Origin of the sequence: Cryobacterium sp. SO1 (assembly GCF_004210215.2) — a bacterium.
Lineage (GTDB): Bacteria > Actinomycetota > Actinomycetes > Actinomycetales > Microbacteriaceae > Cryobacterium.
Genome location: NZ_CP067394.1, coordinates 1,660,511 through 1,677,385 on the forward strand (window position 1 = coordinate 1,660,511; position 16,875 = coordinate 1,677,385).

A 16,875-nucleotide genomic window follows, 5' to 3' on the forward strand; every position below is an offset into this window, starting at 1 on the left:
AGTCATCCGAACGTTTGTTGCAGCGGATGCGGTGCCGTGAAACACCACAATCACACCAGCCCCACCCAGCAGCACAGCAGCACAGCAGCACAGCAAGACAGCAGCACAGCAGCCACTTCACGACATCACATTCATCCAGCAGGCAATCCGCCCCAGCACGCCGTTGAGTTCCACGGCAACCCCCCCGAGCACCATCGAGAGGACCAGCGTCATGACGCACGCCCCCATTTCCATGATCACCCGTCGATCAGTCACGAGCATGGGTAAGGGAGTGGCCGTCGCGGCTGCGCTCACCCTGCTCCTGAGCTCCTGCGCGAGCGATGCCGGTTCCTCCGCGGACGGCTCCGGCGACGCCGGGTCGTTCGGCGACGCGAGCATCCAGCTCTCCTGGATCAAGAACACCGAGTTCATGGGCGAGTTCGTGGCCGATGACGCCGGTTATTTCACCGAAGCGGGCTTCGACTCCGTGGACCTGATCCCCGGCCCGGCCTCGGCCGAAGCCGGCGTCATCTCCGGCAACGTCGACATCGGCATCGGCAACGCCATCTCCACAGGCACCGTCATCGCCGAGGAGGGCGCACCGCTGAAGATCATCGGCGCGACCTACCAGAAGAACCCGTTTACCATCCTCTCGCTCAAGGGCGTCGGCAACATCGCCACCCTCGACGACCTGGCGGGCAAGACCATCGGTGTGCAGGCCAGCAACCAGAGCCTGTGGGACGCGTTCCTCGCGGTCAACGAGATCGACCCGTCCACGATCACCGTCGTTCCGGTCGAGTACGACCCGACCCCGCTGTTCAATGGCGAGGTCGACGGCTGGTTCGCGTACCTCACCAACGAGTCGATCGACGCCGAGCTGGCCGGTCTCGACCCGGTCAACCTGCCGCTGGCCGACAACGGCCTGCCGTTCGTCGCCGAGACCTTCACGGCCTCCGACGACGCGATCGCGAACGACCGCGAGATGCTCAAGGCCCTGCTGGTCGCCGAGATCAAGGGCTGGGCCGACGCGATCAACGATCCGACCGCTGCCGCCACCCTCACCGTGGACACCTATGGAAAGGACCTCGGGCTGACGATGGACAAGGAGACCCGCCAGGCGGAGATCCAAGCCACCGACCTCGTCGTCAGCGACGACACCAAGGCCAACGGCCTGTTCACCATCAGCGACGCCCTGCAGAAGGAATCCATCAAGACGCTGAAGGCCGCCGGCATTGATATCGACGCCGACACCCTGTTCGACATGAGCCTGCTGGCCGAGGTCTACGAGGAGAACCCCGACCTCATCGCCTACAGCAAGTAACCGGTCCCACCACACTGTTGCTCCACCGTTCGGCTCGCCGCGGCACCCGTCTCCTGGAGGCGGGTGCCGTCGGCGATACTGAACTATCGGTATGTGACGACGCCCAGTAAGGAATGCACGACGTGAGCACGATCGACACCGCTCTTCCCGCCACCACGTCGGGGACCGGCCTGCACATCTCAGGGCTGCACAAGACCTTCTCGGTCGGTCGCAAGGAGGTTGTCGCCCTCGACAATGCGAACCTGCACACCGACAAGGGCAGCTTCCTGTCGCTCCTCGGCCCGTCCGGCTGCGGCAAGTCCACGATCCTGCGGATCCTGGCCGGGCTCGAGAACCCCACCAGCGGCACCACCCGGGTCGATGGCAAGAGTCCCGCGGAGCTCCGCAGCGGCCACGAACTCGGCATCGCCTTCCAGGACTCCGCCCTGCTGCCCTGGCGGAACGTGCGCAGCAACATCACACTCCCCTTCGAGGTCGCCCGGACGAGAGTCGACGAGGACTATGTCACCGAACTGATCCAGCTCGTCGGACTCACCGGCTTCGAGAAGGCCAAACCGGCCCAGCTTTCCGGGGGGATGCGCCAGCGCGTGTCGATCGCCCGTTCGTTGGTGTTGAAGCCCTCGGTGTTGCTGCTCGACGAACCCTTCGGCGCACTCGACGACATGACCCGCCAACGCCTCAACATCGAGCTGCTGCGCATCTGGACCGAGAAGCCCGCGACGACCCTGATGGTCACGCACGGCATCTCGGAGGCCATCTTCCTCAGCGACCAGGTCGCCGTGATGAGCCCCAGGCCCGGTCGGGTCAAGGAGGTCATCGAAATCGACCTGCCCCGCCCGCGCCTACCCGAAATGATGCGCACCCCCGAGTTCCACGCCCTGCACGACCGGGCGTCAGAGCTGCTCTTCGGCGCCGACACCCCGGCCTCCGCCGGGGCGCACTGATGCCGGTCACCCGCGGTCTGCCCGGCTGGGCGACCGGGCTGCTCGGTGTTGTCGTCGTGGTGGCCCTGTGGTGGATCAGCGCGCTCACGATCTTCCAGAACGCCGGCTCGGTGCCCGGCGGCGCCATCCCCACCCCGGCCGACGTGCTCCGCCAGTTCGCCGGCGACGGCATCGGCTTTTACTGGCCGCACATCACCATGACCCTCAGCGAAGCCGCCATCGGCTTCCTCTGGGGCAACGGCGTGGCCCTGCTGCTGGCCGGCCTGGTGCTGGTGGTGCCGCGCATCGAGAAGATCGCCCTGCAGATCGCCGTGATCACCTACTGCGTGCCGATCGTGGCGATCGGCCCGATCGCCTACATCGTGATCGGTCCGCCGCGCGGTGACCCGTCCGGGACCGCCGTGTTCCTGGCCGCCCTCTCAGTGTTCTTCACCACGGTGGTCGGCTCATTGGTGGGCCTCAAGGCCGCCGACTCGGCCAGCCTCGACCTGGTTAGCGTGTACGGCGGGTCCAAGTTCACCCAGCTGCGCAAGGTGCGCCTCATCGCCGGGATGCCGAGCGTGTTGAACGCCCTGCAGATCGCGGCACCGGCGGCCCTGCTCGGCGCAATCCTTGGTGAGTACCTCGGTGGAGCCGAACGCGGCCTTGGCCTGGCCATGCTCGCGGCCGGCAACGCCGCGAACGTTGAACGTGTCTGGAGCCTTGCCCTCGTCGCGGGCCTGCTCGCCGGCCTCGGCTACCTTCTGTTCGCCCTGATCTCCCGCTTCGCCACCCCCTGGACCACCGGACGGAGCAGCTCATGAGCGCCCAGACCCTCGTCACCGGCCAGCCGGCCGCCCTGACCAAGAGCACCGGTGCGCAGGCCCGCGGCGTCGGTGCCTACATCGGCCGGTCGCTGGCCACGGGACTGCTGACCCTGGTCATCATCCTCGCGGCCTGGCAGGGCCTGATCCTGCTGCTCGGCATCTCGCCGTTCATCGCCAAGGGTCCCCTGGATGTCTTCAATTGGCTCTTCACGATTCCGGCGGCCGCCGAGAACCGGGCCTTGATCCTGACCAATCTCGGGGTCACTCTCACCGACGCGTTCCTCGGGTTTGTCGCCGGCATCTTGATCGCCCTCGTTCTGGCCACCCTGTTCACCCTGTCGAAGGGCATCGAGCACGCCCTGATGCCCATCGCGCTGCTGCTGCGCAGTGTGCCGCTGGTGGCCTTCGTGCCGGTGCTGATCCTGATCACCGGGCGCGGTCCCAGCATCGCCGTGGTCACCGGTGCCATCGTGGTGCTCTTCCCGGCTCTGGTGAACATCGCGTTCGGGTTGCGGTCCGGGTCACCACAGGTGAGCGATGTCATCGCCGTCTACGGTGGCACCCCGTTCACCGCCCTTCGCAAGGTGGCGCTGCCCAGCTCACTGCCGTCGTTCTTCGCCGCCATCAAGATCTCCATCCCCGGCGCCATCACCGGTGCCCTGCTGGCCGAGTGGCTCGCCACCGGGCAGGGCCTCGGCTACGGTATCGTCGTGGCGGTCTCGCAGGTCAAGAACTTCGAGGTCTGGTCGTCCGTCGTGGTCATCACCATCGTCTCGATGGTGCTCTACGGTGTGGCGCAGTTCGCTGAGAACCTGGTGCTGCGCCGGATGGGCATGGACCAGAGCGCGGGTAGCTAGTCGTGCTCGAAATCGCCGGAGATCTCCTCGACACCCTCGCCGCAGGGCGCCGAGTGGCCGTTGCGACTCTCACCCGGGTGCTCGGCAGCGCACCCCGCACACTCGGCACGGCCATGGCCGTCACCGAGACCGGCACCGTGATCGGCAGTATCTCGGGCGGTTGTGTTGAGGGAGCGATCTACGAGAGTGCCCAGGAGGTGCTCGAAACCGGCCGGGGCCAACTCACCGAATTCGGGGTCAGTGACGACGACGCCTTCGCCGTGGGGCTGTCCTGCGGTGGCACCGTCGAGGTGTTCCTGGCCGAGTTCGCCCCGGCGGGGCAGCGCAACGCCCTGCCCGATGCGGTACGGGCCCAGCTGGAGCGGGCCGCTGCCGGCCAGGCCGCCGGGCTGGCGCTGGTGGTCGCCGGGACGGGCGCCGGCCTGATGCTGGGGCCGGACGCCGCCGGATCTGAAGATTTCGCCGGCGATGGGGATTTCGCCGGACTGGACGAGTCCGCCGCCCCCGAGACTTCCCTCGGGCTGGGCGCCGACGACGTGCGGCGCATCCGGGCCAAACTACGTGCGGTCGTCGCCAGCGGCCAGAGCACCGTCGGCACCCTCGACTGCGACGGCGTGACCAGCCGGGTGCTCTACCTCGTGGCCCAGGCCCCGCCGCGCTGCCTGATCTTCGGCGCCGTGGACTTCGCGAGCGCTCTGTCGGCCGCGGCATCCCTGCTCGGCTATCGGGTCACCATCTGTGACGCGCGCGCCGTGTTCGCCACCCCCGAACGCTTCCCGACCGCGGCCGAGGTCGTGGTCGAATGGCCCAGCGACTACCTCGCCCGCACCCCGACCGACGCCCGCACCGTGGTCTGCGTGCTCACCCACGACGAAAAGTTCGACCTGCCGCTGCTCATCACGGCCCTGAGCCTCGACGTCGGGTACGTGGGTGCCATGGGCTCAAGGCGCACCCACGAACGTCGGATGCAGCGGCTGCAGGAGGCCGGTGTCGCCGCCGCTGACCTGGCCAGGCTGCACTCGCCGATCGGCCTGGACCTCGGCGCCAGCAGCCCGGAAGAGACCGCCGTGTCGATCCTCGCCGAGGTGCTCGCGGACCGCTCCGGAGCATCCGGCGTGCCGCTCCGCGACCGGCAGGGGCCGATCCACCCCTCGGATTGACAACTCAGAGTTCCTCCCTAGGCTGACCAGGGATTTTGATCCAGCCCTCACCCCCTTCGGGGGACGAAACGGGCACGCCGGCGGATTAGCGTGCTTGTCGAGTCCACTGAATGGAGGAAGCATTATGACCAACACACGGCAGGCACAGAGCACCATGACCGGTGCCGACACTACGGACAACTACGGCGGCACCTCGGGCTGGACCGGCTGGATCGTCTTCGCCGGCGTCATGATGTTGATGATGGGCGCGTTCCACGTCATCCAGGGTCTGGTCGCCCTGTTCCAGGACACCTACTACCTCGTCGGCCAGGAAGGACTGGTGGTGCAGGTCGACTACACGACCTGGGGCTGGGTCCACACGATCTTGGGCGCCGTGGTCATCCTGGCCGGCGTAGCCCTGCTCGCCGGGCAGATGTGGGCACGCGTCATCGCGATCATCCTGGCCTTCGGCAGCGCCATGGTGAACATCGCGTTCCTCGGCGCGTACCCGCTCTGGTCGTTGACCATGATCGCCATCGACGTTCTGGTGATCTACGCGGTGACCATGCACGGCAGCGAGATGAAGCCGATCACGGAGAGCCGGAGTCGAGCGACCAGCGACGAGGAGTGACTAACCTGCTGGCCCCGCTACCAGAGGGGGGCAGAAGGCGCGCTGTTCGCCGCTGGTCATCAGGTGCCGATGTTCATCAGCCGCCACAGCCGGTCGCGGGACATCGGCAGTTCATACGACCGCACGCCCAGGGCGTCCCGCACCGCGTTGGCCAGCGCCGGCGCCACCGGGTTGTACGGTGACTCGCTCATCGACTTGGCGCCGTACGGTCCCAGGTCGTCGGCGGTGTCCGCGAAGTACACCTCGGTGACCGGCAGGTCCGCCAACTGAGGGATGTGATAGTTCCGCAGCACCGAGGTCAGAACGGTTCCGGCGCCGTCGAGGATGAGTTCCTCGTACAGCGCGGTGCCGATGGCCTGCGCCACCCCGCCCTCGATCTGGCCGCGGCACTGTTCGGGGTTCATCACGAACCCGGCGTCCGCGGTCTGGATCGACTGCAGCATCCGCACCTCACCGGTGGCGGTGTTCACCGCCACCCTGAACGCGTGCACGTTGAACGCCAGCGAGCGACGGGCGCCGTCCTCGCGACCGATGCCAGTCAAACCCTCGCCGGTGAGGCCGTCCGGACCGGCCAGGTCGGCCAGCGGCACGAAGACCTCGCCGGCGCGGAGTCCGTCGGCGGTCAGTACGAAGTCCTCGGCGCTCCGGCCGGTGAGCCCGGCCGCCTTCTCCCGCAGCAGGCCGGCTAGCTGCAGGGCAGCGCCGTGCACGGCCTTGCCCGCCACCACCACGCCGGCCGACCCGAAGGCGCCGGTGTCGTAGCCGGCGGCATCGGTGTCGGATTGGAGGATCCGGATCTGGCTCGGGCTGGTGTTCAGCGCTGTCGCCGCGATCTGCGTGTGCACGGTGGTGGTGCCGTTGCCGAACTCGGCGGTACCCACCCGCACCAGGTACTCTCCGCCCCGGTCCACCGTGATGGTGGCCTGGGAGAAATGGCCGCGCGGCGGGGTCGTCGCGATCATCGACGATGCCATGCCCTCGCCGACCCGCCACGAGTCACCCGCCGGAGCGGCCACCCCGTTGCCGCGGGCCAGGGCCGCTTGGGCCAGGTCGAGGCACTGGTCAAGGCCGTAACTGGCGAAGCCGATATCGTCGCCCTCCTCGTGGGTCACCACGAGGGGGTCACCGGGGCGCACCGAGTTGATCCGGCGGAGGTCGAATGGGTTGATGCCCAGCTCGGCGGCGAGTTCGTCGAGGGCGCACTCGATGCCGTAGATGACCTGGCCCAGGCCGTAGCCGCGGAAGGCGCCCGACGGCGGGTTGTTCGTGTACACGGCGCGGGCATCCACCCGCTTGTTGGGCACGTTGTACAGGGCGACGGACTCGCTGGTGCCGTGGAACATGACGCCGGGGGCGTGGTTGCCGTACGAGCCGGTGTCGGAGAGCACGTCGATGGCCAGGGCGGTGAGCCGGCCGTCGCTGGTGGCGCCCAGGGTGACACCGACCCGCATCGGGTGCCGGGCCGGGGAGGCGGCGAGTTCGTCGGTGCGGGTGAACTCGTACTGCACCGCTCGCCCGGTCTTCAGCACCGCCAGGGTGACGACGTCCTCGGTGAGGATCTCCTGTTTGCCGCCGAAGCCGCCGCCGACGCGCGCGGTGAAGACGCGCACCGCCTCGAGGTCGAGGTCGAAGATCCGGCTGATCTCCTTCTGCACCAGGAACGGTACCTGGGAGCTGGTGCGCAGCACGAGCCGCTCGTCCTCCAGAGCGCCGATGGTGGCGTGGGTCTCCAGCTGGGTGTGCGCGACCCGCTGGGTCTGCCAGGTGCCAGTGACCACGGTGTCGGCGGCAGCGAGACCCGCCGTCACGTCGCCGTACTCGCCGTGCAGCTCGGCGACCAGGTTCCGGGAGGGGTCGGCCACGCGGCTGACCTGGGCATCCTTGTCGCCGTGGACGAGCGGGGCGCCGGGCTTCAGGGCCGCTTCAGGGTCGAAGACCGCGGGCAGCACCTCGTACTCCACCACGAGCAGCCGGCAGGCATGCTCGGCGACGGCCACCGAGTCGGCGACCACTGCGGCGACCCGCTGGCCGCGGTGTCGCAGCACGGAGTCGAAGACCAGGCTGTCGTCGGGGTCGTCGAGCCGGCTCTCGTGCCGGGCCGAGGAGTACAGGGTGCGGGGGGAATCGGCGTGGCTGAGCACGGCGTGCACCCCGGGCAGGGCGCGGGCGGCCGTGTCGTCGATAGAGTTGATGCGGGCGTGGGCGTGCGGGCTGCGGAGCACCGCGAGGTGCAGCAGGCCAGGCACGGTGACGTCGAGGGTGTACGGTTCCTGGCCGCTGACCACTCGCGCGGCGGCGGGGGCGCGGAGCGATCCGCCGACCCGGCCGTCGGTGGCGGTGGTGCGCGGCTGGGCGCGTGGCCGGGTGGGCCGCACGGGGCCTAGACCGGATACCGGCGCCGCTGCCGCGTCGGCCGCATCCGGTGTCTGCTCGTGGTCGTGCCCGCGGCCGTCGGCCGGCGTGTGCCGGTCGCGGATCGCGTCGTCGATGGCCCGGTAGCCCGTGCACCGGCACAGGTTGCCCGTGAGCAGGCGGGGCAGGTCCTCCAGCTGGTGCTCCTGGAAGGTGGACGCCGTCACGACCATGCCGGGTGTGCAAAAGCCGCACTGGAAGCCGGCGGCGTCGATGAAGCGCTGCTGGAGGGGGGCCAGATTTTCCGGTGCGCCGATGCCGGTGGCGGTGGTGACGTCGTGACCCTCGGCCCGGAACGCCGGGTAGATGCAGGAGTGCACGGGGGTACCGTCGACGAGGACCGAGCAGGCGCCGCAGTCGCCGGTGTCGCAGCCCTTCTTCACCTCGAAGTGTTCCTGGGCGCGCAGGTAGGTGCGGAGTGCCTGGCCGGCCTGGGCCGGTGCGTCGACCGGCTTGCCGTTCACGGTCAGTTTCATGCGCGGCTCTCCTCATCGGCGCCGGGGGCGGCAGAGCGGGTCGGCGTGGCCAGCTCCTGGCGGATCTCCTCGCCGAGCAGGCCGCTCACGGCACGGCGCCAGTCCGCGGCGCCGTGCGCATCCGTGAACCAGGCGTCGATGCGCGCGATATCCGCGGCCAGCGCGGCCGGGTCGGGCAGGGCCGGGTAGCGCAGCTGCACCGGGCGCACGGTGCCGCCGGTCACGGTGAGGACGAAGGCGCCGTCGGTGTCCAGCCGGCCGATCAGCACGGCGCCGGAGCGGCCGAGCGGGGACAGGGCGATCTTGCGGTACGCGGTGCGGGCGGCCAGGGCGGCGGCCGGCACCCGGATGGAGCGCAACACGTCGCCGGGTTCGAGAACGTTGGTGGTGTTGCCGGTGACGAAATCGACGGCCGGCATCAACTCGTCGGTGCCGTCGGCGCGCCAGATCAGTGCCTCGGCGTCGAGGGCGGCGGAGAGGCAGATCATCGGACCGGCAGGCAGCGAGGTGCAGAGGTTGCCGCCGACGGTGGCCACGTTCCAGACCTTGAACGAGCCGAACAGGGCCGAGCAGGCCTGGTGGAAGACCGGGTGGGCGACCCAGCCGGGCGCCGCGGGCATGGCGGAAAGCTCGGCGAGGGTGCAGGTGGCGGCGATCTCGAGGCCGTCGGGGGTGACGGTGAGCGCGGGCCAGCCCAGGGCCTGAAGGTCCACGAGGCCGGTGAGGTGGATGCGCGGGTAGGCGAAGAGCTCGGAGCCGCCGGCCAGCGGCACGACGGTCGCGCTGAGCGCGGCGAGGTCGGCGCGGGTGCGGGCCGGGGTGATGGTTGCCACGGTGGTCAGGTCCATCCGGTCTCCCAAAAAGTCGTGGTTGCCGGTATCGTAGGTGCGTTGCAACCAGGGTGTCGCCGGGCCTGTGGGCACCGCCGAGGGGCGCCCAGGCGGGCACCGACATCCCTAGTCAAGCGCAGCTTTGTGTCGGCGATGTAACCGCCCCGGCGCCGCTCAGCCGATCCCCAGTCTTCCGCCGTGATCTGGCCCCAACTGTTCCCCGTCCGGACAGGTGCACCCGGCGCACTGGGACCAGTTGTCCGCACGGGGAACAGTTCGGTGGCGGGCGGTCAGCCCAGGGCGGCGACCCACTCCGAGCTGCCGTCGGTGAAGCCCTGTTCCTTCCAGATGGGCACCCGGGCCTTGATCTCGTCGACCAGCGCCGCGCAGGCCGCGAAGGCTTCGGCCCGGTGCGCGGATGCCACGGCGCAGGCCAGCGCCACGTCGCCGATGGCCAGGTCGCCCACACGGTGGGCGACCGCGATCCGGCAGCCGGGGTGCCTCAGGGCCACCTCGCGGGCGACCTCCTCCAGCACCGCCTGAGCGCTCGGATGGGCGCTGTAGCGCAGCCAGGTGACGCCGCGGTCCTCGTCGTGGTTGCGCACCACGCCGGCGAACGACACGACGGCGCCGGCCGTGGCGTCGCCCACGGCATCCGTGCACTCGTCGACGGTGATCGGGGTGTCGTCGACGCGGGCGAACAGCACCGGCGAACCGGGCGCTGTGTTGCCGGCTTGCGCTGTGTTGCCGGCTGGCGCTGTGTCATCGGTTGGCGCTGGGCTGTCGGCGGGTGGGGTGGGCTCAGCGGCCATGTCGGGGGTCCTTGGGATCAGCGGAGTCCGTGGGCGGCGCGGGCGGGTGGCCGGTGCCGGTCGGTGCCGTGGTGTGGTCCGCGCCGCGCACCTGGTCGATGAGGTGGTCGAGGATCTCGCCGAGCACGGCCAGGCCGTCCTGCACCCCGCCGGTGGAGCCGGGCAGGTTGATCACCACGGTGCGGTTCCCGGCGATGCCGGAGTAACCGCGGGAGAGCACGGCCAGCGGGGTGGTGGCCGTGCCGCGGCGGCGCAGCTCCTCCATGATGCCGGGCAGCTGTTTCCCCAGCAGCGGCAGGGTCTGCTCCGGGGTCTGGTCGGTGGGACTCACCCCGGTGCCGCCGGTCGTGATGACCAGGTCGAGCCCGGCCTCGATGGCCGCGGCCAGGGCGTCGCCCACGGGTTCGCCGTCGGCGACCACGGCGCGGTCCAGGACCAGCCAGCCGTGGGCGCGGAGCCAGGCGTCGATGACGGGGCCCGTGCGATCGGTGTAGACACCGGCGGCAGCCCGGGTCGACGCCACGATGACCTGACCGGTGCGGCCGGCGTGGGAACCCGCGTGCGACCCGGCGGCGGGCCCGGCGGTCGGCTTCGCGGCAGTCATTCGGAGCTCCAGTCGCCGCTCTTGCCGCCGGACTTCGCCAGGACCCGGGTGTCGGTGATCACCGCATGCTTGTCCACAGCCTTGATCATGTCGTACAGCGTGAGGGCGGCCACCGACACGGCGGTCAGCGCCTCCATTTCGACACCGGTCACCCCGGTGGTCTTCACCGTCGCGGTGAGGACGACCCGGTCTTCGCCCGGTGTGAAATCGATCGTGGCGCCGCTGAGCGGCAGGGGGTGGCAGAGCGGGATCAACGCGGAGGTCTGCTTGGCGCCCATGATGCCGGCCACCCTGGCCACGGCGAGGGCCTCACCCTTGGGCAGTTCGCCGGCGACGAGCAGGGCGATCACGTCCGGCCGGGTGATCAACGTGGCCGTTGCCGTTGCTCGCCGTTTCGTGACGGGCTTGTCGGTCACGTCCACCATGAGTGCGGCGCCGTCGGCGCGCACATGGCTGAGCCGGGGCGACTCCTGCGTGTTCTCGGACGGGATCTCAGTCATCGATACTCCAATAGTCCACGGGTTCGCCCGCGGCGACGCTGCCGACCCCGACGGGCAGGTGCACGAGCGCCGTCGCGGTGGCATAGGCGTGCAGGAGGTGCGAGCTCGCACCGCCCACCAGGTCGAGTGCGCCGTCGGGGCGCAGGATGCCGCGGCGCAGCTGGTGCTTACCGGCCGGGGAGTCCACGGGCTCGGCAAGAGGCGCGCGCCGCAGTTCCCGGTCGGGGCGGGGAATCCCGGCCAGACGCCGTAACACCGGGCGCAGGAATACCTCGAACGAGACCAGCGCGCTGACCGGGTTGCCGGGGAAGGTGATGACCGGGACTGTGCTGACGGGGACTGTGCCGACCGGGACTGTGCTGGCCGGGACTGTGCCGCCGCCGTGCGGGCGACGGATCTCGCCGAGCCCCTGCGGGCCGCCGGGTTGCATGGCGACGTGCTGGAAGGTCACCCCGAGTGGGCCGAGGGCGTCGCGCACCACCTCGCGGGCTCCGGCGCTGACCCCGCCGACGGTGACGATGAGATCCACCTCCGGCGCCTCGGCGAGGAGGGCGAGGAGGTCGGCGGCGTCGTCGGAGCGGCAGGGTGCGACGGTCACCGTGCAGCCGGCGTCCCGCAGGGCCTGGCCGAGGATGACGGTGTTGGAGTCGTAGATCTGACCCGCGGCGAGGCTCTCACCGGGCTCACGGATCTCGTGGCCGGTGGCCATCAGCAGCACCCGGATGCGCCGGAGCACGGTGGCCGACGTCAGGCCGGTACCCGCGAGCACGCCGTACTGGGCCGCGCCGAGCCGGGTTCCCGCGTCGAGGAGCCTGTCGCCTTGATGCACATCGCTGCCGGTGATCCGCACGAACGAGCCGACCGGAACGGGGGCGTGAAACGAGACGCTCGCGGCCGTGCCGTCGGATTCCGGCGGCTGGAAGCGCGGCGGATCGGCCTGCTCGATCGGCACGACGGCATCCGCGCCGGCCGGGATCGGGGCGCCCGTCATGATCGGCGCGGCGGTGCCGGGCCGCAGACGCCCGCCTGCGTCGCCCGCGGCGATCCGGCCCGCCACCGCGAGAGTCGTCGGCGAGAGCGCCGCGGCGGCCGCGAGGTCCTCGGCGCGCACGGCGTAGCCGTCCATCTGCGAGTTGTCGAAGGGAGGCAGCGCCACGGGGGAGTCGACGGCCTGCGCGAGGATCCGGCCCCGATAGCTGTCGGTCTCGGTCGTCAGGCTCGAGAGGGGGAGCTCCTCGGTGGCGCGGTTCCGGAACAGCGGCGCGAGAAGGCTCAGAACGGCCTCTCGGTGCTGGTCGATCGTGCGCGCGTTCATGCCACCATCTTGCCGCAGTTCGCGCCGGGGAAACCGAGCGCGGGCGGCCGGGGAAGAACACCGGGCCCGGCCGGCTGCTTGAAGGGGGCAACGGCGGGGCGTATCGTGCCTCGAAGACACGGTGCCGAGCGCGGAAGGGCGAATCATGGGACACCTCGTGGTGCAGCAGTTCGTGACTCTCGACGGTTTCGCGGCCAACCTCGACAACGAGTTCACGGCCTACGACCTGCTCGACGGCCGCACCGACGAGTTCGACCGCAACCAGGTGGCCTGGCTCGACGGCGTCGACGCGATGGTGCTCGGTGCCAACACCTATCGACTGTTCGTGGGCTACTGGCCCACCCCGGAGGCGGTGGACGAAGTGCTCACCGGCCCGCTCAATGCCCTGCGCCGGCACGTTTTCTCCCGCACCCTCAGCCAGGCGCCGTGGGGCGACCTGCCCGCGGCGACGTTGGAGTCCGGCGACGCCGTCGAGGCCATCCGCCGGATCAAGGCCGAGAACCAGGGCATCGTGGTGCTGTGGGGCAGCCTGAGTCTCAGCCGGGCCTTCTTCGCCGCCGGCGAGGTGGACGAGGTGCGCCTGGTGGTGATGCCCGTCGTGATCGGCGCCGGCCGCGGGGTGTTCCCTGCCGACACCGACCCGGCCGTGCTCGACCTGCGTGGCGCGCAGACCTTTGATGACGGCCTGGTCGAACTGCACTACGCCCTGCGGGCCGCCCCGGACTGGTGAGCGTCGTAGTCTGGACGGACCGGGTCGATGCATAGCCCGGCCACCGACGAAAGGGTTCTCGACCATGCAGGTGCAGGTGCGCTACTACGCCGCAGCCAAGGCGGCCACGGGGGTGGCGGAAGAGACCCGCGAACTGCCCGCGGGGGCCACCATCGGCGTGTTCCTCGACGAGCTCGGCAGCACGTCGGCCGCGGTCTTCGCCCGCTGCTCCTTCATCCTGAACGGCACGGCCACCACCGACAGGGCCCGGGTGCTCGACGAGGGTGACCGGCTCGACGTGCTGCCGCCGTTCGCCGGCGGCTGAACGGACCCGTGCGCTACGGGGTCACGACAGCGAAGGCCGGATCCGGGCTGTCCAGCAGCGCGAACAGCCTCGGCAGCACACCGGAGTCACCGGTCATGTCCACCCCGCTGAACGAACCGCCGGCCACGGCCTGGGCCAGCCGGGCGTGGGTGATGCGCACACTGAGGTCCGCCTGGCGCGGCTTCGCGATCGGGAAATGCACCAGCGCTCCGTGGCTGAGTTCCAGCCTGTACAACTCCCGCGTGTCGGTGATCACCCAGTTGATCGCGAAGCTCTCGTTCCAGGACCTGGGACCCACCAGCCGGATCGCCAGGGTGTCGAAGAGCTGGGTGACGGTGAGCGCGTCGAGCAAGCCGCCGGCGCTGATGTCGTTGCGGCCCACACCGTAACGGAGCTCGGTCGCCCCGGTGAGGAAGACGTTCCGCCAGGTGGCGTTCTCGGCGCCGAACCCGAGCCGCTCGAGGCCCGTGGCCAACAGGTCCCGCGCCGCGCCGTCGCCGGGGTCGGCGAAGACCGCGTGGCTGGCCAGCTCCACGGCGAACCGCAGGTCACCGGCATCCAGGTACCGCCGGGCGTGTTGGAGGGTCGCCGCGACCCCGCCCATCACGTCGACATAGCGGGTGGCCGCCGCGGTCGGCGGATGTTGCCACAGGTGCGCGGGATTGCCGTCGTACCAGCCGAGGTACCGCTGGTAGATCGCCTTGACGTTGTGACTGACCGAACCGTAGTAGCCCTGCGTGTGCCAGCGGTCGGACAGCGACGGCGGCATCTCGAAGTCCTCGGCGATCTCGCTGCCGGTCTGGCCCTGGTTCATCAGGCGCACGGTCTGGTCGTGCAGGTAGGCATAAGTGTCGCGCTGCTCGGTGAGGAAGGTGACGATGGCCGCGGTGCCCCAGGTCGGCCAGTGGTGTGAGGCGAATTCAACGTCGGACCGATACCCGAACATCTCGATCGCCTCACCCAGGTAGCGCGACCACATGCGCGCATCCCGCACCTGGGCGCCGCGCAGGGTGAGCAGGTTGTGCATGGTGTGGGTGGCGTTCTCGGCCATGCACAGCGCCCGCTGCTCCGGAAAGTACAGGTTCATCTCCGACGGGCACTCCGTGCCGGGGGTGAGCTGGAACACGATCCGCACGCCGTCGAGCACCTCCTCCTGGCCCGTCGCCGTGATGTCGAGGGTGGGCACGATCAGGCCGATGCTTCCGGTCGATGCGCCGGCACCCAGGCCGATACCGACCCGGCCTGCCGCGTTGCGGGCCAGCGGATGGCCGTCGTAGTAGTAGCCGCGGCGGAACATGGCCGTTCCGGCATAGACGTTTTCCGAGACGGCGTTGTCGAGGAAGTGCTCAGGGGCGACGACCGGGATGCCGGTGTCGGGATCGACCACGCCGAGCACACCGCCGAAGTGGTCGACGTGAGCGTGGGTGTAGACGATCGCGGTCACCGGGCGGTCGCCACGGTGGCTGCGATACAGCTCGAGTGCGGCCGCCGCGGTCTCCGCCGAGATGAGCGGGTCGATCACGATGACCCCTCGGGTGCCCTCGATGATGGTCATGTTCGAGAGGTCGAAACCGCGCACCTGATAGATGCCCTCGGCCACCCGGTAGAGGCCGTGTTTGGCGGTCAATGCGCTCTGGCGCCAGAGCCCGTCGTCGACGTTCTCCGATCCCGCACCGGCCAGGAAGGCGAGTGATTCCATCTCCCAGACCACACGGCCGTCCGTGGCCTTGATGATCAGGGGGTCGAGGGTGCCGAGGAAGCCCCGGTCGGCTGCCTCCACGTCCGTCGCCGCTCTGTCGCTCACACGTATGCCATCGCCCATGATGACCGCCTCTCTGTCGCCAGCGGACGTGGATCCCGCGCCCCCCGTTGGGCACACCATAACCGGGCCGCCGCCCGGCAGCCACCCCGCACCAGCCCGGGGCACCAGCCTTCGGCAGTCGCTGGTCAGTACCGGGGCTTGTCCGGTTCGATCCGGTGCACCCAGTCGTCGACGCCGCCCGCGAGGTGAGTCACATTGGACCAGCCGTTGTCGCGGAGCACCCCGCGGGCGTATTCGGACCGGGTGCCGTGGTGGCAGTACAGGATGACTCTGTCGTCCGGCTCCATCACGGTGCGGGCCTCGTCGGTGAGCAGCTGCGCCATCGGCACCGGGGCCGATCCGTCGATGGCGACGATGTCCCGCTCCCAGGGCTCCCGGATGTCGACGAGCACGAAGTCGGCGGCGCCCGCCCGGCGGTCGGCCAGCAGGGCGGCGAGCTCGGCCGAGCTGACCTCATCCGGCGCCGGCGCGTCGGGGCCCGGCGGCACCGGGGTGGGGTGGGCGTGCACCTGGCTGTGGCTGGTGTCGCGCGGCGGCACGGCCGTGGCGCCCGGCTCGCGGTGCCCGGCGGCCGCGGCGGTCGGTGCGGCAGCGGCAGTCTTCGAAGCGGCAGGAGCGGCCTTGCCGTAGTGGACGTCGCGCCAGGAGGCGTCGAGACCGTCGAGCACCAGCAGCCGGCCGAACAGCGGTTCGCCGAATCCCACGATGAGCTTCAGAGTCTCGGTGGCCATCATGGCGCCGACACCCGCGCACACCGAGCCGAGCACACCGGCCATGGCGCAGGTCTCGGCCTCGTCGGCGCCGGGCGTGGTCGGGAACAGGTCCTCCAGCCGGGTTCCACCGGCCGGCCCGTCCACCCAGAAGGTCGTGACCAGGCCGTCGAAGCGCAGCACGGAGCCCCAGATGTAGGGCTTGTGCAGCAGGGCCGCGGCGTCGTGGGCGAGGTGGCGGGTGGCGAAATTGTCGGTGCCGTCGACCACGATGTCGTAGTCGGCGATCAGGGCGAGCACGTTGGCGGCGGTGAGGCGGGTCTGGTGCGCCACGACCTCGATCAGCGGATTGCGGGCGCGCAGCGCGGCCGCGGCCGCGGCGGCCTTGGGCTGGGCCAGGTCGGCCATCGTGTAGATGGTCTGGCGGTGCAGGTTCGAGACCTCCACGCTGTCCGAGTCCACGATGCCGATCGTGCCGACGCCCGCGGCGGCCAGGGCAGTGAGCACCGGGGACCCGAGGCCACCGGCGCCGATCATCAGCACCCGGGCGGCCGCGAGACGGCGCTGGCCGACGTCGCCGACCTGCTCGAGGGCCACCTGACGGGAATACCGCTGGCGCTGGGCCGGGGTGAGCGGCGGGCCAGGGGAGACGAGGGGAACGTGCGGCATGGCGGCCCTTTCTT

The 16,875-nt window shown here is 70.2% G+C and carries 16 protein-coding genes; 8 read left to right on the forward strand and 8 right to left on the reverse strand.

Annotated features, from left to right (window positions below; all coding sequences use genetic code 11):
• Positions 1-211: 211 nt before the first annotated feature.
• The 6 genes from BJQ95_RS07805 (at position 212) to BJQ95_RS07830 (ending at position 5,677) form a co-directional block, all read left to right on the forward strand.
• A complete protein-coding gene (locus tag BJQ95_RS07805) occupies positions 212-1,300 on the forward strand; it encodes an ABC transporter substrate-binding protein (protein ID WP_240694809.1) in 1,089 nt (362 codons plus the stop codon).
• Positions 1,301-1,422: 122 nt separating this feature from the next.
• A complete protein-coding gene (locus BJQ95_RS07810) occupies positions 1,423-2,244 on the forward strand; it encodes an ABC transporter ATP-binding protein (protein WP_240694808.1) in 822 nt (273 codons plus the stop codon).
• Positions 2,244-3,047 carry an ABC transporter permease gene (locus tag BJQ95_RS07815; protein ID WP_130178252.1) on the forward strand — a complete coding sequence of 268 codons (804 nt, stop codon included), beginning with the start codon at positions 2,244-2,246 and terminating at the stop codon, positions 3,045-3,047. The genes BJQ95_RS07810 and BJQ95_RS07815 overlap by 1 nt, the downstream gene beginning before the upstream one ends.
• Positions 3,044-3,907 carry an ABC transporter permease gene (locus tag BJQ95_RS07820; protein WP_130178251.1) on the forward strand — a complete coding sequence of 288 codons (864 nt, stop codon included), beginning with the start codon at positions 3,044-3,046 and terminating at the stop codon, positions 3,905-3,907. The genes BJQ95_RS07815 and BJQ95_RS07820 overlap by 4 nt, the downstream gene beginning before the upstream one ends.
• Before the next feature lie 2 nt (positions 3,908-3,909).
• Positions 3,910-5,067: an XdhC family protein gene (locus BJQ95_RS07825; RefSeq protein ID WP_130178250.1), complete on the forward strand. Its 1,158-nt coding sequence runs from the start codon at positions 3,910-3,912 to the stop codon at positions 5,065-5,067.
• Between the two features lie 124 nt (positions 5,068-5,191).
• Positions 5,192-5,677 (forward strand): hypothetical protein, encoded by a 486-nt coding sequence (locus tag BJQ95_RS07830; RefSeq protein WP_130178249.1) that lies wholly within the window; start codon positions 5,192-5,194, stop codon positions 5,675-5,677.
• 59 nt (positions 5,678-5,736) lie between these two features.
• Here BJQ95_RS07830 and BJQ95_RS07835 read toward each other — a convergent pair whose 3' ends face one another.
• The 6 genes from BJQ95_RS07835 to glp all read right to left on the reverse strand — a co-directional run bounded on the left by BJQ95_RS07835 (position 5,737) and on the right by glp (position 12,626).
• Positions 5,737-8,565 carry a molybdopterin-dependent oxidoreductase gene (locus tag BJQ95_RS07835; RefSeq protein ID WP_130178248.1) on the reverse strand — a complete coding sequence of 943 codons (2,829 nt, stop codon included), beginning with the start codon at positions 8,563-8,565 and terminating at the stop codon, positions 5,737-5,739.
• The gene (locus tag BJQ95_RS07840) at positions 8,562-9,413 is read right to left on the reverse strand and encodes an FAD binding domain-containing protein (RefSeq protein WP_130178247.1); all 852 of its coding nucleotides are present in this window, start codon (positions 9,411-9,413) and stop codon (positions 8,562-8,564) included. Before BJQ95_RS07840 ends, BJQ95_RS07835 begins: the two co-directional genes overlap by 4 nt.
• 272 nt (positions 9,414-9,685) lie before the next feature.
• A complete protein-coding gene (locus BJQ95_RS07845) occupies positions 9,686-10,207 on the reverse strand; it encodes a molybdenum cofactor biosynthesis protein MoaE (RefSeq protein ID WP_205750153.1) in 522 nt (173 codons plus the stop codon).
• Complete coding sequence (locus tag BJQ95_RS07850; protein WP_130178246.1) at positions 10,197-10,811, reverse strand: molybdenum cofactor biosynthesis protein B; 615 nt, start codon at positions 10,809-10,811, stop codon at positions 10,197-10,199. Before BJQ95_RS07850 ends, BJQ95_RS07845 begins: the two co-directional genes overlap by 11 nt.
• Positions 10,808-11,311: a cyclic pyranopterin monophosphate synthase MoaC gene (gene moaC / locus BJQ95_RS07855; RefSeq protein WP_130178245.1), complete on the reverse strand. Its 504-nt coding sequence runs from the start codon at positions 11,309-11,311 to the stop codon at positions 10,808-10,810. Before moaC ends, BJQ95_RS07850 begins: the two co-directional genes overlap by 4 nt.
• On the reverse strand, positions 11,304-12,626 hold the full coding sequence (gene glp / locus BJQ95_RS07860; protein ID WP_256041577.1) for a gephyrin-like molybdotransferase Glp: 1,323 nt from the start codon (positions 12,624-12,626) through the stop codon (positions 11,304-11,306). Before glp ends, moaC begins: the two co-directional genes overlap by 8 nt.
• A gap of 145 nt (positions 12,627-12,771) precedes the next feature.
• Here glp and BJQ95_RS07865 point away from each other — a divergent pair, with 145 nt between their 5' ends.
• On the forward strand, positions 12,772-13,356 hold the full coding sequence (locus tag BJQ95_RS07865) for a dihydrofolate reductase family protein (protein WP_130178244.1): 585 nt from the start codon (positions 12,772-12,774) through the stop codon (positions 13,354-13,356).
• A gap of 64 nt (positions 13,357-13,420) precedes the next feature.
• Positions 13,421-13,660: a MoaD/ThiS family protein gene (locus BJQ95_RS07870; RefSeq protein ID WP_130178243.1), complete on the forward strand. Its 240-nt coding sequence runs from the start codon at positions 13,421-13,423 to the stop codon at positions 13,658-13,660.
• A gap of 13 nt (positions 13,661-13,673) precedes the next feature.
• Here BJQ95_RS07870 and BJQ95_RS07875 read toward each other — a convergent pair whose 3' ends face one another.
• Positions 13,674-15,482 carry an alkyl/aryl-sulfatase gene (locus BJQ95_RS07875; RefSeq protein ID WP_130178242.1) on the reverse strand — a complete coding sequence of 603 codons (1,809 nt, stop codon included), beginning with the start codon at positions 15,480-15,482 and terminating at the stop codon, positions 13,674-13,676.
• Positions 15,483-15,607: 125 nt separating this feature from the next.
• Positions 15,608-16,861, reverse strand: a complete 1,254-nt coding sequence (locus tag BJQ95_RS07880; RefSeq protein ID WP_130178241.1) for a ThiF family adenylyltransferase — start codon at positions 16,859-16,861, stop codon at positions 15,608-15,610.
• Positions 16,862-16,875 lie beyond the last annotated feature (14 nt).

Bases quoted from the DNA above. Each gene is read 5' to 3' on its own strand.
- BJQ95_RS07805 (WP_240694809.1), top strand. From the start codon at position 212: ATGACGCACGCCCCCATTTCCATGATCACCCGTCGATCAGTCACGAGC.
- BJQ95_RS07815 (WP_130178252.1), top strand. From the start codon at position 2,244: ATGCCGGTCACCCGCGGTCTGCCCGGCTGGGCGACCGGGCTGCTCGGT.
- BJQ95_RS07820 (WP_130178251.1), top strand. From the start codon at position 3,044: ATGAGCGCCCAGACCCTCGTCACCGGCCAGCCGGCCGCCCTGACCAAG.
- BJQ95_RS07830 (WP_130178249.1), top strand. From the start codon at position 5,192: ATGACCAACACACGGCAGGCACAGAGCACCATGACCGGTGCCGACACT.
- BJQ95_RS07835 (WP_130178248.1), bottom strand. From the start codon at position 8,565: ATGAAACTGACCGTGAACGGCAAGCCGGTCGACGCACCGGCCCAGGCC.
- BJQ95_RS07840 (WP_130178247.1), bottom strand. From the start codon at position 9,413: ATGGACCTGACCACCGTGGCAACCATCACCCCGGCCCGCACCCGCGCC.
- BJQ95_RS07845 (WP_205750153.1), bottom strand. From the start codon at position 10,207: ATGGCCGCTGAGCCCACCCCACCCGCCGACAGCCCAGCGCCAACCGAT.
- BJQ95_RS07850 (WP_130178246.1), bottom strand. From the start codon at position 10,811: ATGACTGCCGCGAAGCCGACCGCCGGGCCCGCCGCCGGGTCGCACGCG.
- moaC (WP_130178245.1), bottom strand. From the start codon at position 11,311: ATGACTGAGATCCCGTCCGAGAACACGCAGGAGTCGCCCCGGCTCAGC.
- glp (WP_256041577.1), bottom strand. From the start codon at position 12,626: ATGAACGCGCGCACGATCGACCAGCACCGAGAGGCCGTTCTGAGCCTT.
- BJQ95_RS07865 (WP_130178244.1), top strand. From the start codon at position 12,772: ATGGGACACCTCGTGGTGCAGCAGTTCGTGACTCTCGACGGTTTCGCG.
- BJQ95_RS07870 (WP_130178243.1), top strand. From the start codon at position 13,421: ATGCAGGTGCAGGTGCGCTACTACGCCGCAGCCAAGGCGGCCACGGGG.
- BJQ95_RS07875 (WP_130178242.1), bottom strand. From the start codon at position 15,482: ATGGGCGATGGCATACGTGTGAGCGACAGAGCGGCGACGGACGTGGAG.
- BJQ95_RS07880 (WP_130178241.1), bottom strand. From the start codon at position 16,861: ATGCCGCACGTTCCCCTCGTCTCCCCTGGCCCGCCGCTCACCCCGGCC.